Raw genomic sequence first — 15,235 nt, forward strand, 5'->3', positions numbered from 1 at the left:
GTTACTGTATTTATCTTTGTCTATCGAGTATCACTTCAGGCATCGTGTCAAGATAGCTGCTAACAGCTAAGCGATCACCATTTGAATCAAAATAATAAAAATTATTGCCTTTCAAAAACTTAAAAGTATCTATGTAATAATTATCAATGAAAATAGGCATGTCATACTCCGTAGGGACGATTATTTTATTATCTTTATTTATCATGCCATAACCATTCTCTTTTGCCACGACTGCCAAGCCATTATGAAATGAATCAGCATTCAGATAGTTTAAGGGTACAACAGTCTTTCCACTGCTATCAATATAACCCCACAGTTCATCCTTTCTTACAGGTGCTAGTCCTTCTGAGAAATACCTGATTTCGTCAAACTGATATGGAATAGTAAGTTCGCCAGTATCATTAATAACACCCCATTTACCCTCGTACTCAACAGCCGCCTTACCTTCAGAAAAAGGTCTGACATCATCATATATTATCGGAATAATAACTTGGTTTTTTTTGTTGATGTATCCATGATGTTCATTTTTTTTAACGATGGCGAGTCCATCAGAAAACTCAGCAGTAAAGTTATAACTGAATGGAACGATGATATTGGCTTGTTTATCAATAAAACCATATTTCCCATCTTTCTGAGCACTTGCTAAACCTTCATTAAAGTCACATAGCTCACCCCAACTTACTCCCTTCGACAACTTATATCCTGGCAATAATCCGCATGCTATTGCGTAATTACTTAAAGACAAGCTAAAAGCTAGGATGAGTGTGGTCAATAATTGTTTGATAACGGAATCCTTAGTCATCAACGTCAGCTCCTACGAATTAGATACTATCGATTGGGTATGATATGGGCAATCTAAAGAACAGCCCATATCCTATAAAATAAAAACGTTAGGTCTTGAGCTGTTTTATTCTACAAAAATGCTTAATGTGCCTCATCCCAATTCTCACCAGCACCCGTCTCAACCAATAACGGCACAGCAAAGTCCACGTTCCAGCCTTTTTCAACGGCAGTGGTCATTAAGACATCTTGCATGGCATCAGTAATCAACTGGCTGATTTCATCTACCTTGTCACTATCCACTTCAAACACCAATTCATCATGGACTTGTAGTAGCATTTTGACTTGTGCTTTTGGCAGTACTTTATCGACGGCAATCATAGCCAGCTTAATTAAATCTGCCGCTGAGCCTTGGAGTGGCGCATTAATCGCAGCACGTTCAGCGCCTTGCTTGACCATACGGTTGCTATGAGTGATATCAGGTGTGTAGAGCTTACGACCCAATATCGTCTCGACATAGCCTTGCTCGTGAGCGCTAGAACGAGTATTGATCATATAGTTTTTGACACCCGGATAGCGATCAAAATACATGTCGATATAGTCTTGCGCTTCATTACGGCTCATTTGTAATTGCTTGGCAAGTCCAAAGGCACTCATACCGTACAGCAGTCCAAAGTTAATGGCTTTGGCATTACGGCGTTCAGTTGGCGTGATGTCTGCGACATCTTTCCCAAGCACTTCGGCGGCAGTGGCAGCGTGAATGTCTAACCCTTCGTTAAAGGCATTCGTGAGGGTTTTGTCTCCTGAAAAGTGCGCCATTAAACGCAATTCAATTTGTGAGTAATCGGCTGCGAGAATCACACGGCCTTCTGGTGCGATAAAGGCCTGACGAATCAAGCGACCAGTCGCGGTACGAATCGGAATATTTTGTAAATTGGGATCAGTCGAAGACAAACGCCCAGTACTGGTCAATGCTTGATGATAGCTGGTATGTACGCGATCAGTCTCAGAATCTGCGACACTATCAAGCGCATCGGTATAAGTGCTTTTGAGCTTAGATAGACCACGATATTCTAAGGTAATATCGACCAATGGATGATCGATTTTTGACAGTACGGCTTCACCAGTAGAGTATTGACCTGATTTGGTCTTTTTGCCACCCGGAACGCCGAGTTTTTCAAATAGCATCTCACCAAGCTGCTTCGGTGAGCCGAGGTTAAACTCTTCTCCTGCCACTTCATAAGCGCGTTTTTCTAGCGCGACGATTTCTTCATCGAAGCGCTTTGATAGCTCATTTAAAAATGGGCGTTTGATTAAAATTCCGTTTGCTTCCATCTGGCAGAGTATCTCCGCCGTTGGAATCTCTAGCTCGTGTAGCAATTTGGCATTATTGGCATCGTTCGCTAGCTCAACGCTGAACACCTCAAATAGCTGATAAGTAATGTCAGCATCTTCACAAGCATAGTCGCTAGCAATATCGATGGCGACTTGGTCAAAGGTGACTTGCTTAGCGCCTTTGCCAGCGACGTCTTCATAGCTGATGGTTTGGGTTTGTAGGTAATGGCGTGCTAAATCATCCATACCATGACGAGTGATAGCGGCATTAATCACGTAGCTGGCAAGCATGGTATCCATCGCCCAATTATTGGGACGAGCATGAATGCTACCCAATAAATCGATATCATAATGGCTGAGAATATGGGCGTCGTACTTTAAATGCTGACCGATTTTACCGATATTTGGGTTTTCTAAAATAGGTTTTAGACGTGTTAAAACGGTATCACGGTCGAGCTGTTTAGCCGTCAGCTCGTCACCCTCTAGCGCATGTGTCAGTGGTATGTAATAGGCTTCATGCGCTTGTACCGCAAAAGACAAACCGACGATTTGTGCTTGACGCCAATGGACGCTAGTGGTTTCGGTATCAATGACAAAGTGCGGCGCAGACTCTAATAATTCGACTAGACTCTCAAAAGCTGGTTCGTCGAGCACAGTGTGCCACGCTCTATCATGCTGTTTACCGTTTTGGACATTCTCAATACTGCTTGATTGTAGCGATTTAGCGATTTGCGCTTGTGATTCAGCATCTGCTTGGCTACTTGCAACACTTTGTGCGCCGTTCCCATTAGCATTGGCTGGATGGTTTGGGTGGTCAAGAGAAGCAAGCTCATTTCTAAACTCAAGCTCGCTATACAGCTCGCGCAATTCATCTATATGGGCACAAGGATTGGTATCGATTTTCAAATCATTCCAGTCTTGACCGATATCTAAGTCTGTGACGATAGTGGCCAGTTTGGCATTGAATGGAATTTCCTCTGCATGCTCAATCAAGCCTTTAGCGCCGCGTCCTTTAATAAAACCGATGTGCTTTAACATATTGTCGATATCGCCGTACTCAACGAGTAAGTCTTTGGCGGTTTTTTTGCCGATACCGGGCACGCCTTTAATACCGTCAGAGGCATCACCCATTAAGGTCAAAAAATCAATCATTTGGTTTGGATTAATACCGAATTTTTCGATGACCGCTTGGGTGTCCGTTACTTTACCCGTAAAGCTGTCTTCCAATATGACGCAGTCATTGACCAGTTGCATCATGTCTTTATCGCCGGTTGAGATGACCACATGATGACCTTGCTCAACCGCACGGTGCGCCAGTGTGCCGATAATGTCATCTGCTTCTGCACCTTCGATGCGTAACAGTGGAATGCCTAATGCGGTTACCAAGCGATGGATATAAGGAATTTGCTCCACCAGCTCTATGTCGATGGGTGGACGCGCCGCCTTATAATCAGCAGACATATGATGGCGAAAAGTCGGGGACTTGGTATCAAAACAGACCGCCATGTGCGTCGGATGATATCGACGCATCAGTTTTAGTAGCGCATTGAGCGTGCCACGGATGGCATTCGTTATCAGCCCTTGCGAGTTTTGCATGGTTTTTGGCAAGGCGTGATACGTGCGAAACAGATAATAAGAGCCATCAACCAAAATAAAAGGTGGCTGATTTTTGTCCACGTGACTTGTGTCCATAGTCGCTACGTTGGGCATGGTATCAAAATTTGGTAAGGCTTTAGGGTCAAGCGCTTGATGCGAGTTGTGGTTATTGTCTACGGAGGAGTCGGTCATATGGTCGGTCATAAAGGTCACTTATTATTAGGTATCAGATAGAGTCAATATCAGATAAAACGATGCTTCCATTATAACGATAAAATCAGACCTTGCCGAACTTCTCGATAGTTATGATATTTCTACTGCTGACAGACGCTCATAAAAAAAGAACCCAGTATTCACTGAGTTCTCTTATAGATAAAGCCGACATTGTTATTGTTAAAAATCTATCTCACTTCTGAAGTCACTTCACTATCGATATTACCGTGAGTCGCTTTAGAATATGGGCAAACTTTATTGGCTTTTTCGACCAGCTTTTGGAATTCATCCGCTGATAGCTCTGTGTTTTCAGCAGTGACATGAATTTTCACGGCTAATTGAAAATCTAAGCCTTCACCTTTCATTAAATCTACGGATACTTCAGTGGTAGAGTCAAATTTTGCTTTTTCTTCCCCTTTGACCGCAGCAAGTGCGCCATCAAAGCAAGCGGCATAGCCCATCGCAAATAACTGTTCTGGATTATTACCGTCTTTATCAGAGCCGGGTGCGACCATATTAATCGTCAAATCACTGTCTTGCAGACTGGCATTACCTGTACGACCGCCAGTAACTGTTGCTTTGGTGGAATATAGTGTTTTCATAACATATCCTTTGTTGTGAGTTTTTATGTTTAAGCATTAAATTTTGATAGGGGATTCAGCATAACAAACCAGTGCATGAGCAATATAGGTCAGTCGTAAGTATATACTGTGGATTTGTAAGTGAACTGTTAGTAGAATCTTTAGCTGCATTTAACTATCGCAGGAAAAGCTTAATCGCTATAAGTAACAGAAGTATTAATGTAATATAGGAATATAGCTGTAAAAAATAAAGTTATTAAAATAGATGATAAAAAATCTAACCAATAAAGGTCTTATTCGATGAATAAATCAATGGTGTTACCTATTGCACTTTCTTTGCTAACATTTACTCTTGCTGGCTGCGGCGGGGAGGATGATGGTATTTATGGTTCGGGTAGTAATAAGATTACGCTGACCAGCTTTGACAATAGCTATGATAAGCAAGCGAAAGATAGCGCTATTGCACGCATCGATGAGACCTACCGTACTGGTGAGCGTGAAATCAAGATAAAAAATATCGTTAATAATTATAGTAATCAAGGTTTGAATACTTTGGACAGAACGGTATTGGCAGACAATTTTGAAGGACGACTGGAAAACAAAAACATTGAAGTTGATAACCGCATTGTCAAACGTCCTATTTATGAAAAAAACAGTAATAACAAGCTAGACTACGAAACCAATTATAAGACGCTCAACTTATCAGGCTTGCAGGCAAACAGTTATAGCGCTGGTACAAACATAAATAACAGTCGCGGTATTCTCACCGACTTAAATAATTATCCTAAGATTCCAGCCAATGCAGAGTTTCCGATAGGCTCTGTTTGCTATATTCCAGTAGTCGAGAGCGAACGCTCGTTTTTAGCCTTTAACGACAAAAACAAGACGGGATATACATCGCTCGATAAGTGGATTGATGCAGCTGAAAACCGCTTTAGCGATGATAGAGGCTATAGAACTTCTGAGTTTGGTGTAGGCATAGGCAATAAGCAAAAAGCGGCACAAGTGACGTTCTCTGAATACCGAAATCAGCCTGCTTATCAGTACAATGGTGTCGAATATAACGATGGCACGAATGATAAAAATGCTATTTATGAAGCAAATTATGTTGCCAAAGGTGTGATGAATCCGAATACTAACAGTCTTCGCGGTGTGGTGGATTGTACGATAGTCAATGAAGTCGCAGGAGATTTCTTGGCCGCACAAATCAAACGTTACTATTAATCATAAAAACTTATCATGTTAAAAAACTGACCAACACTCTCTATTTGACTATCTAGGGAGTGTTTTTTTATGCGCTAATTCTGCACCTTGACGCTAAATCCGCTACAATACGCTCATTATTTATTCTATTTAGTTAGATTACTGTCTAAAAGACAGCCTTTTTGAAGTTAAGGTTGAAGCCAAAAATTATGAGCGTAGATCCAAAGAAATTAAACAAAGAAGTGGCTAAACGCCGTACTTTCGCCATTATCTCGCATCCCGATGCAGGTAAGACCACCATGACTGAAAAGTTACTGTTATGGGGTCAGGCAATTCAGGTAGTAGGCGAGGTCAAAGGCCGTAAGACCGATCGACATGCGACATCAGATTGGATGAGTATGGAGCAAGAGCGTGGTATCTCGATCACCACTTCTGTCATGCAGTTTCCTTATCAAGACCATGTGGTCAATCTATTGGATACACCGGGTCACGCCGATTTTAGTGAAGATACCTATCGTACCTTAACCGCTGTGGATAGCGCGTTGATGATGGTCGATGGGGCTAAAGGGGTCGAAGAGCGAACCATCAAGCTGATGGAAGTCTGCCGCATGCGCGACACGCCAATCATCTCATTTGTCAACAAGCTAGATCGTCAAATTCGTGAGCCGCTTGAGCTGCTTAGTGAGATTGAGGCAGTGTTAAAAATTAAATGTATTCCAGTGACTTGGCCGATTGGTATGGGACAAGATTTCGTTGGTGTCTACCATCTGACCGAAAATAAGACCTACCTTTATGAAAAAGGTAATGGCGGCAAGATGACAGTCTCTGAGACCCGCGCGGGCTATGATTATCCAGATATTCGTGAGCGTTTGGGTCAATTGATGTTTGATGCTTTCGAAGAGTCACTTGAGCTGGTACAAATGGCGTTAGAAGAATTTAGCGTTGAGGCGTTCTTAGCGGGCGAGATGACGCCAGTATTGTTCGGTACAGCATTGGGCAACTTTGGCGTAAATATGGTACTTGATACCTTGATCAAATATGCGCCGCCACCCAAGTCGCATCCGACCAATGAGCGTGAAGTAGCAGCAACAGAAACAGATTTTAGTGGTTTTGTCTTTAAAATTCAGGCCAATATGGACCCACGCCATCGTGATCGCATTGCCTTCTTACGCGTGTGTTCAGGCAAGTATGAAAAAGGAATGAAGCTAAAGCATGTACGTTTGGGTAAAGACGTGCGTATTGCCGATGCACTGACCTTTTTGGCAGGGGACCGAGAAGCGTTAGAAGAAGCTTATCCGGGTGATATCATCGGTTTACATAATCACGGCACCATCTCTATCGGTGACAGTTTTACCGAAGGCGAAGAGCTGAACTTTACGGGTATTCCGCATTTCGCGCCTGAATTGTTCCGCCGTGTCATTCTAAAAGATCCGCTCAAATCGAAAGCCTTGCAAAAAGGACTACAGCAGCTAAGCGAAGAGGGCGCGACACAGGTCTTTATGCCGCAGATTAACAACGATTTAATCTTGGGTGCGGTTGGTGTACTACAGTTTGAAGTGGTCGCGCATCGTCTCAAAGAGGAGTACAAAGTACAGTGTATCTTTGAGCCGGTATCGATTGCCACCGTACGCTGGATTCATTGTGATGATGAAGTGGCATTGGCGAAATTCAAACGCAAAGCCCATGACCAGTTGTCGCTAGATGGCGGTGGTTATTTAACGTATCTTGCCCCATCACGGGTCAACTTGCAGCTGATGCAAGATCGCTATCCAGAAGTCACTTTTAGTAATACTCGTGAGCATTAAAATCCATCGTTTCACGAGTTAGTTTATCTTTTAAGACACGCCAGCCGTGTCTTTTTTATTAGCTTAGATTTAGGCATTAAACGAGAGAGGGTAGGTAGCTATTCGTTAGCAGGAGACAGCAAAACCCTAAAAACACAAACAGTGTTCCTACAATACATCGTAATTGTTACGGTAGAATATCAAGTAACATCTTATGTTTATAAAAGAGGATATATGAACGCTGCGAATCAAATTGATATCAATAAGCCAACAATGAATCCGCATTTATCGATGACAGCAAGTCGTAGTCGTCTGCTGAGACTGCTTGCCGGCAGTTTACTGCTAGGTAGCATCGCGATGCCTGCCAATGCAGGTAATCTCATCAGTAGCACGGATTATCTAGAATATGAGCTGCCTAAAAAAGTGCAAGCACAGTGTGTTGAGCGCGATAACTGTCCAGAGATTGACATCAAATATCTGAAGACCAATCACGGTTGGATCAATGATATCGCCAATGCGCGTATTAATCATTTAGTCGTCAATAGTAAACCGACTGAATCTGTGCCTATCAAAACGAACGCCAATCAGACAATGGTGAAAGCCGCCATTGATGACTTTGCCAGCTCACAGTTCATAGATATGCCAGAGGGCAGTTCATGGGCTTATAGCTTAATGGTAACGCCTGAGTATTTAGGTCATGTCAGTGATTTTGAGCTGTTTGAAATCAATACTTATGTCTTTACTGGTGGCGCTCATGGCATGCCTTATAGCGAATACTTAATATTTGACCTTGGCACCAAAAAACAAATCACGCTTGAGGATATGCTTCAATCAGGCAAGGAATCACGTTTTAAAGCGCTTGCTTATGATGCTTATAAAACGTGGGTCAAAACGGTTGACGACGATGTCAGCAGTTATGAGAAAAACTGGCCATTTACCTTAAGTGACAATGTGACACTGACAGACAAAGGCATCGATATCCGTTATCAGCATTATGCTATCGGCGCATATGCTTATGGTATGCCGGTACTTAGTATTCCGTACAGTAAGCTCGACGGTGTCATAAAGCCGCACTTTATACCTAAATAGTTCAGATAGTCATTGCATAACTTATTACGGTTTATATTAAAAAAATCGTAAAATCTCTTAAAAAATTGGCAATGATTTATCTAAAACCATTTGAAATTTAATAAAAGAATAAGGAGTTACCGCATGACGAACAATACAGATAGTATGAAGGCGACAGTCGACACAGAGACTTGGCAACTTAATGCCTTAACAGAAGCGCTTGGTGACCTAACGTTGACGGTCAATGACAGCCTGTCTGTTGGTCGTGGCAGCGACAATGACGTGGTACTTGGTAGCAAGCAAGTATCGCGTAATCATGCGGTGTTAAGCATCTTAGATGGTCGATTGTATGTCAAAGATTTAGACTCATCGAACGGTACCTTTATCAACGAGCAGCGTATCGAAGGTAATACATCGAGCCTTTTACAGGTAAATGATACCATTGGATTTGCCAGTTTCAGCTTTCAGGTAAACGCGCCACTTGCTGCCACAGATACTGATGTATTAGCGCCCGTAGCAGTACAGGATTCAGTGGCTAAGACTGAGACAGTGGTTGCTGAAACGACTGCCGAAACACAGGCTGTCGAAGACTCGACGGTGAGTGAACCTGTTATTCATGAATCAGTAGTAAAAGAGCCGATTGTTAAGCAAACGGGCGTCGAAGATATTCTGCCTGTGACAGCTGATTTGAAGACAGTACCTGTTGATACAGCCTCGGATAGAGTAGCAGACTCAGTAGCGGTAGCTGAGACCAGTGTTAATGAAACAGTTGAACCAGTCTTACAGGAGCCGATTCAGGAGCCGATTGTGAAACAAACGGGCATCGATGAAGTCCTAACGGCTATAGATAATACCGTGTCTAACACAACTGAAGCGGCACCAGTCCCCGCTGCAACTGTAATAGATGCACAACCTGCTGTAAGTCAGCCAGAAGCCGTCACAGCGACAGAGGCGGCACCGACAGCACCGACAGCACCTGCTCATGATACGTCATTAGTAGAGCAGTCAGCTGTACATGAAAAGCCAGCAGTTGAATCAGAGCATGACAAAACGACTAAAACTGCTCTACAAGAAGAAGCAGATCCCGACATTCTACGAGCTAAGCAGGCGGCAACCGCACAATTTTCTGGCACTGCCAATCTAGGTCAATCTCGTGATGTTGGGACAGAAGGTAATAATGCGATGGATCAGACTATCAGCAATCCAGCCAATGCAGGACAGGCAGAGAAAAAACCAAGCGGTGGTTGGTTTATTTGGGTGTTTATTGCCATCATCATTATTGCGTTAGCATTGTGGTTATTTAACATGGGCGGTGCGTAACTAAGTACTGACCAGTGCGTTTGAGATGCTCTAATCCAAGCGGCTTTGGTATAATTATTAGCCCATTGTTAGCTACTATCGGCTAATAGTCTAGCAACCCTTACGAATATGCCACTTTGATAGCGTCAACATTCAATAGAGTGTTGACGCTATATTTTATTTAACAGTCTGCTGTTTTATCTTTTGCCAATATTTTGTTAAGAGAGCATTATTATGATGAACTTTGAAGAATATCAAGCTTTTAAAGACCGTGGCTTTAGTCATGCTCCACTGATAAAAAAACGTCTAATGGATGCACAGACACCAGTATCTGTATTTTCTAAAGTACGTGATTTAAACGGCTCTGCATATTTATTTGAGTCTGTCGTAGGCGGGGAGCGTTGGGCTCGATATTCGATGATTGGTTTAGGTAGTGATCTCATTTTGCAGTATGCCGATGGTAATATGACCGTCAAAAAAAATGACCACACCGATGTCGATGCAGTCGCTGAGCCGTTTGACTATATCCGTCAGCTAATGGCGCAATATAAGATGCCAACAGTCGAGGATATTGCAACGCTACCGAGCTTTAGCGGCGGCTTAGTAGGTTACTTTGGCTATGACATGGTGAGGGTTATCGAGCCAAGCGTGGGTTTGTCAGACGCCCCCAATCCGATGACAATGCCGGATATGTGGCTGATGCTGTCAATGAGCGTGATTGTTTTTGACAGTTTAGAAAATACGTTATCTATCATCGTCTATGCTGATTGTCACACTGAAGATGGCTATAGCAATGCCATCCGCGAGCTAGAAAAAATTGAAGAAAAACTGGCAGAAATGCCAAATCTGAGCGCACCCGTAATGCCGACGCCGACATTTACCTCACAAACAGGCGCGCAGAAATATTGTCATGATGTCAATAAAATAAAGGATTACATTTTAGCAGGCGATGTCATGCAAGTCGTTCCTGCGCAGCGTTTGACAGCCGATTATACTGGCGACTCATTAGCAGTTTATCGTGCCCTACGATTCTTAAATCCATCGCCTTATCTGTTTCTGGTGCATGGTTATACCCTCGATGATCACAAGCGTTTCGACATTATTGGAGCATCCCCTGAGATATTATCACGTATCGAAAATGGCAAAGTGACGGTACGACCATTGGCGGGTACTCGTAGACGCGGACAAAATGAAGCGGAAGATTTAGCGCTTGAAGAAGAGCTGCTGAGTGATAAAAAAGAGATCGCCGAGCACTTGATGCTTATCGATTTGGGTCGTAATGATATTGGCCGCGTTTGTGAATATGGCAGTGTCAAAGTCACCGAAAAGATGTTTGTCGAGCGTTATTCGCAAGTGATGCACATTGCTTCTAATGTTGAAGGGACGATATTGCCCAATAAGGATGCGTTGGATGTTTTTTGTGCGACGTTCCCCGCTGGTACGCTATCAGGTGCGCCCAAAATACGCGCCATGCAAATCATTGACGAGATAGAGCCAGTCCGTCGAACCGTCTTTGGTGGCGCAGTGGGTTATCTAGGCTGGCATGGCAACATGGATACCGCCATTGCTATTCGTACTGCTGTGATGCGCCGTGGTAAAATTCATATCCAAGCGGGCGCTGGGGTTGTTGCTGATTCTATTCCAGAAGCAGAGTGGGAAGAGACCAACAAAAAAGCATTGGCGTTGGTCAAAGCGGTAAAAATGGCGTGTAATGGTTTACGGATTCGCTAGGGGCTCCAGTCATAAAAACACAGTATGCGGTTATTGTGGAAAAACCGCCTATTTTTTAATTAAAAAACATCATTACAATCAATCAGTTATATTTTTTTATTGAAATAATCATAAAAAAGGCAAAAAAGAGCTTGCGTCTTTCAAAAAATTTGATAGAATAGCCACCACTTTAAGAGAACAAGCCGACTTAGCTCAGTTGGTAGAGCAACTGACTTGTAATCAGTAGGTCGCCAGTTCGATCCCGGCAGTCGGCACCATCTCTCTTAAAGTAGCTTTTTATGAATCTGTCTTAAGCTAAAGTCATTTTTGTTTAAAGCAAACTAAGGTGGGATTGGGGAGCGGTCAAACCCAACAGACTGTAAATCTGTCGCGAAAGCTTCGAAGGTTCGAATCCTTCTCCCACCACCATATTTTTTAAGTTTGTCATAGCGCCAAGCATACTCTTTATACTTAATGACTCTCGATTAGAGTCTTCTTGAATAAGAGTAATTGCGGGTGTGGTATAATGGTAACACCTTAGCCTTCCAAGCTAATGACGCGGGTTCGATTCCCGCCACCCGCTCCATATATACAACATCGCAAAGATTATCAATAAATCATCACGACAGTCAGTTTTAGTATTGCTGTATCGTGATATTTTTTTTAGTAAATCCATAAGTTATTTTTTGTGGTTATTAAAAACATGCTCATATAGCTCAGCGGTAGAGCACTCCCTTGGTAAGGGAGAGGTCTTGAGTTCAATTCTCAATATGAGCTCCATTTATTGTTTAAATCTCTGGTGTTTGCTTTGCTATTTTTAAACAGCGTTGCATCGATATCGAAATTATAAATATTGAAAATTATAAATATAGTGTGGCAAGTAAAATTTAAAGGTGACACTGAGGTGTTGCCTTTTAGTGCTGCCAATTTATCGAGCTGTTAATCTATTGATAAATGTCTCAGCGCACTATCTGGCTTGGGCAGGCTTTATTATTAAGGATTTACACTAAGATAAAGTAGGGTAACGGCGGTAAGTTATACTAGCTTGCGATGTTCAATAGATTAAAAAACACGTATAATGCTTAAATCTATATGCGCGACATTGAAACGCATGATTTGAGCATATTTACAGTTGTAAAATGATTAAACAGTTTTAGTAAATAAGCCATAGCGTCAACGGTTTGATGGTTCTGTAAGCATCATGAGCCGTCAAACAGCTATTCACCGATCTTTGATTGATAAAGATTCACCAAAAAAAGAGGAAATACCCATGGCAAAGGCCAAGTTTGAACGCGTAAAGCCACACGTCAACGTCGGTACAATCGGACACGTTGACCACGGTAAAACAACCCTAACCGCTGCAATCGCAACCGTAGCTGCAATCACCTCAGGTGGCGAAGCCAAAGACTACGCGTCTATTGACTCAGCCCCAGAAGAAAAAGCACGTGGCATCACCATCAACACCTCACACGTAGAATATGACACCCCAACACGTCACTACGCCCACGTTGATTGCCCAGGTCACGCCGATTATGTTAAAAACATGATCACCGGTGCAGCCCAAATGGACGGCGCCATCCTAGTTGTATCTGCAACTGACGGCCCAATGCCACAAACTCGTGAGCACATCCTGCTTTCACGTCAGGTTGGCGTACCGTACATCGTCGTATTCATGAACAAATGTGATGCTGTTGATGACGAAGAATTGCTTGAGCTAGTAGAAATGGAAGTTCGTGAATTATTGAACGACTATGACTTCCCAGGCGACGACACCCCAATCATCAAAGGTTCAGCGACTGAAGCCCTAAAAGGCTCACAAGAAAAATACGGCCAACCAGCCGTAGTAGAACTACTAAACGTTCTTGACACCTACATCCCAGAGCCAGAGCGTGACATCGACAAAGCATTCCTAATGCCAATCGAAGACGTATTCTCAATCTCAGGTCGTGGTACTGTTGTAACTGGCCGTGTTGAATCTGGTATCGTTAAAGTTGGTGACGAAATCGAAATCGTTGGTATCCGTGACACTCAAAAAACCACCTGTACTGGTGTAGAGATGTTCCGTAAACTGCTTGACGAAGGTCGTGCAGGCGAAAACTGTGGCGTACTACTACGTGGTACTAAGCGTGAAGACGTACAACGTGGCCAAGTACTAGCTAAGCCAGGTTCAATCACTCCTCACACCAAATTTGACGCAGAAGTATATGTATTGTCAAAAGAAGAGGGTGGTCGTCACACACCATTCCTAAACGGCTATCGTCCACAGTTCTACTTCCGTACTACTGACGTAACTGGTGCAATCCAATTACAAGACGGTACTGAAATGGTAATGCCTGGTGATAACGTTGAGATGGGCGTAGAGCTTATCCACCCAATCGCTATGGACAAAGGTCTTCGCTTTGCAATTCGTGAAGGCGGCCGTACTGTAGGCGCTGGTGTTGTTGCTAACGTATTGAACTAATCTCTAAGTCTCAGCAATGAGCTTATGAGTTAGTCATAAAAAGCCATCCTAAATAGGGTGGCTTTTTTTTGGACGCAAAATAGATAGTTGCATATTCAATATAGTAATGATAAATATTTGAGATAAAGTAAGTGCTATTGTATTTGGGTTTGTATAAATAATAAGAGGATACATAATGTTGATGATAAAGATTTTATCAACCCAAAGTGCAGATTTTGAGCAAGTGCTGCAAGCAGTAGCGGATATTGAAGCCATCGTTCAACCGCAAGATGCTTGGGGTTTTCAGACATTGGTGGAATTACTCAAACAAGATAGCATGCATCTGCTGATCGTTTATGAGCAAAAAAACAATAGTATTAACAATACTGTGACAGGCTATTGTCTATATCAAGTGATTTTTGAACAAGCGGAGATTTTACGTATTGGCACCCATCCTGATTATCAACGCCAAGGTATTGCCTCACAAATTTTTGCCAGATTGAATACAGAATTGAGAACGCATCAGGTGGAGAGCCTTTTATTAGAGGTGCGCGCAGATAATACGCCTGCGATAGCCTTATATGAGCAGCAAGAATTTGCTCTAATTCATAAGCGTAAAGGGTATTACCAAACTCCACATCAACCAGCTATTGATGCCCTGATTATGCAGCGCCTGTACGTCCGAGAATAATGAAGGGTATCGAATGGAACCAAATAAACCCGCAGAATAGTAGATGGGTCGGCACTTTTATTATTATTGAGTGGGTATTTTCTTTTTGCAGATTTCAATATTGAGTTTATAGTCATTATCTACTTTCATACGCTCAAGAACATCGATACGTTCGCTTAATAGCTCTACCATGAGGCTGATATTTGCTTGCTGTTTTTGTATTTGCGCCAATTTTTGCTGAGTAAGCATCAGTTGTAAATCAACATCCAATTGACCATCGTAATAATCATTCAAGCTGTCTCTGATTTCAGTGAGTGTAAAGCCAATCGCTTGCGCACTTTTGATTAGCTCAATACGTTCGATACATTCTGGATGAAACTCGGTATATAAACGGGAGCCTGCCTGACGCTTACGAGATTTTAGCAAGCCCAGTTGGTCATAATGACGAACGGTGTCTTTGGTTGTTTGAGCTTTTGTTGCCAGTGTTCCAATCAGTAAGAACGATGTGTCGGGTGCCATGATAACCTCGTCGGTAGGTAGCAGTTGATAAGGTACG

At 42.7% G+C, this 15,235-nt stretch carries 11 protein-coding genes and 4 tRNA genes; 11 read left to right on the forward strand and 4 right to left on the reverse strand.

Annotation, left to right across the window (positions count from 1 at the left end; translation table 11 throughout):
* Nucleotides 1-10 precede the first annotated feature (10 nt).
* The 3 genes from ACP69U_RS03375 to ACP69U_RS03385 all read right to left on the reverse strand — a co-directional run bounded on the left by ACP69U_RS03375 (nt 11) and on the right by ACP69U_RS03385 (nt 4,526).
* A complete protein-coding gene (locus ACP69U_RS03375; RefSeq protein ID WP_426137811.1) occupies nt 11-802 on the reverse strand; it encodes a WG repeat-containing protein in 792 nt (263 codons plus the stop codon).
* Between the two features lie 122 nt (nt 803-924).
* On the reverse strand, nt 925-3,915 hold the full coding sequence (gene polA, locus ACP69U_RS03380; RefSeq protein WP_426137812.1) for a DNA polymerase I: 2,991 nt from the start codon (nt 3,913-3,915) through the stop codon (nt 925-927).
* Nucleotides 3,916-4,112: 197 nt separating this feature from the next.
* Entirely contained in the window at nt 4,113-4,526 is a 414-nt protein-coding gene (locus ACP69U_RS03385; protein ID WP_201540944.1) for an organic hydroperoxide resistance protein, read from the reverse strand.
* A 279-nt stretch (nt 4,527-4,805) separates the two neighbouring features.
* Between ACP69U_RS03385 and ACP69U_RS03390 the strand changes: the two genes are divergently transcribed.
* The 11 genes from ACP69U_RS03390 to rimI all read left to right on the forward strand — a co-directional run bounded on the left by ACP69U_RS03390 (nt 4,806) and on the right by rimI (nt 14,700).
* Nucleotides 4,806-5,729, forward strand: coding sequence for a hypothetical protein (locus ACP69U_RS03390; protein WP_426137813.1), 924 nt, complete (start codon nt 4,806-4,808; stop codon nt 5,727-5,729).
* A 188-nt stretch (nt 5,730-5,917) separates the two neighbouring features.
* Nucleotides 5,918-7,513 (forward strand): peptide chain release factor 3, encoded by a 1,596-nt coding sequence (locus ACP69U_RS03395; protein ID WP_045453786.1) that lies wholly within the window; start codon nt 5,918-5,920, stop codon nt 7,511-7,513.
* Nucleotides 7,514-7,726: 213 nt separating this feature from the next.
* Nucleotides 7,727-8,581, forward strand: a complete 855-nt coding sequence (locus ACP69U_RS03400) for an RsiV family protein (protein WP_426137814.1) — start codon at nt 7,727-7,729, stop codon at nt 8,579-8,581.
* Between the two features lie 123 nt (nt 8,582-8,704).
* A complete protein-coding gene (locus ACP69U_RS03405) occupies nt 8,705-9,880 on the forward strand; it encodes an FHA domain-containing protein (RefSeq protein WP_426137815.1) in 1,176 nt (391 codons plus the stop codon).
* 213 nt (nt 9,881-10,093) lie between these two features.
* Nucleotides 10,094-11,590 carry an anthranilate synthase component I gene (gene trpE, locus ACP69U_RS03410; RefSeq protein ID WP_426137816.1) on the forward strand — a complete coding sequence of 499 codons (1,497 nt, stop codon included), beginning with the start codon at nt 10,094-10,096 and terminating at the stop codon, nt 11,588-11,590.
* A 181-nt stretch (nt 11,591-11,771) separates the two neighbouring features.
* Nucleotides 11,772-11,847 (forward strand) — tRNA-Thr (locus ACP69U_RS03415).
* 67 nt (nt 11,848-11,914) lie between these two features.
* Nucleotides 11,915-11,998 (forward strand) — tRNA-Tyr (locus ACP69U_RS03420).
* 83 nt (nt 11,999-12,081) lie between these two features.
* Nucleotides 12,082-12,155: transfer RNA gene (locus ACP69U_RS03425), tRNA-Gly, on the forward strand.
* Between the two features lie 119 nt (nt 12,156-12,274).
* Nucleotides 12,275-12,349: transfer RNA gene (locus ACP69U_RS03430), tRNA-Thr, on the forward strand.
* Between the two features lie 490 nt (nt 12,350-12,839).
* The gene (gene tuf / locus ACP69U_RS03435) at nt 12,840-14,030 is read left to right on the forward strand and encodes an elongation factor Tu (RefSeq protein ID WP_198333485.1); all 1,191 of its coding nucleotides are present in this window, start codon (nt 12,840-12,842) and stop codon (nt 14,028-14,030) included.
* A 175-nt stretch (nt 14,031-14,205) separates the two neighbouring features.
* A complete protein-coding gene (rimI, locus tag ACP69U_RS03440) occupies nt 14,206-14,700 on the forward strand; it encodes a ribosomal protein S18-alanine N-acetyltransferase (protein ID WP_426137817.1) in 495 nt (164 codons plus the stop codon).
* A gap of 63 nt (nt 14,701-14,763) precedes the next feature.
* On the opposite strand, the gene ACP69U_RS03445 is transcribed toward rimI, so the two are convergent.
* Nucleotides 14,764-15,198 (reverse strand): MerR family transcriptional regulator, encoded by a 435-nt coding sequence (locus ACP69U_RS03445; protein ID WP_045447676.1) that lies wholly within the window; start codon nt 15,196-15,198, stop codon nt 14,764-14,766.
* Nucleotides 15,199-15,235 lie beyond the last annotated feature (37 nt).

Origin of the sequence: Psychrobacter sp. TWR1-1-1 (genome assembly GCF_049895865.1) — a bacterium.
GTDB lineage: Bacteria > Pseudomonadota > Gammaproteobacteria > Pseudomonadales > Moraxellaceae > Psychrobacter > Psychrobacter immobilis_A.

Bases quoted from the DNA above. Each gene is read 5' to 3' on its own strand.
- ACP69U_RS03375 (WP_426137811.1), bottom strand. From the start codon at position 802: ATGACTAAGGATTCCGTTATCAAACAATTATTGACCACACTCATCCTA.
- polA (WP_426137812.1), bottom strand. From the start codon at position 3,915: ATGACCGACCATATGACCGACTCCTCCGTAGACAATAACCACAACTCG.
- ACP69U_RS03385 (WP_201540944.1), bottom strand. From the start codon at position 4,526: ATGAAAACACTATATTCCACCAAAGCAACAGTTACTGGCGGTCGTACA.
- ACP69U_RS03390 (WP_426137813.1), top strand. From the start codon at position 4,806: ATGAATAAATCAATGGTGTTACCTATTGCACTTTCTTTGCTAACATTT.
- ACP69U_RS03395 (WP_045453786.1), top strand. From the start codon at position 5,918: ATGAGCGTAGATCCAAAGAAATTAAACAAAGAAGTGGCTAAACGCCGT.
- ACP69U_RS03400 (WP_426137814.1), top strand. From the start codon at position 7,727: ATGAACGCTGCGAATCAAATTGATATCAATAAGCCAACAATGAATCCG.
- ACP69U_RS03405 (WP_426137815.1), top strand. From the start codon at position 8,705: ATGACGAACAATACAGATAGTATGAAGGCGACAGTCGACACAGAGACT.
- trpE (WP_426137816.1), top strand. From the start codon at position 10,094: ATGATGAACTTTGAAGAATATCAAGCTTTTAAAGACCGTGGCTTTAGT.
- tuf (WP_198333485.1), top strand. From the start codon at position 12,840: ATGGCAAAGGCCAAGTTTGAACGCGTAAAGCCACACGTCAACGTCGGT.
- rimI (WP_426137817.1), top strand. From the start codon at position 14,206: ATGTTGATGATAAAGATTTTATCAACCCAAAGTGCAGATTTTGAGCAA.
- ACP69U_RS03445 (WP_045447676.1), bottom strand. From the start codon at position 15,198: ATGGCACCCGACACATCGTTCTTACTGATTGGAACACTGGCAACAAAA.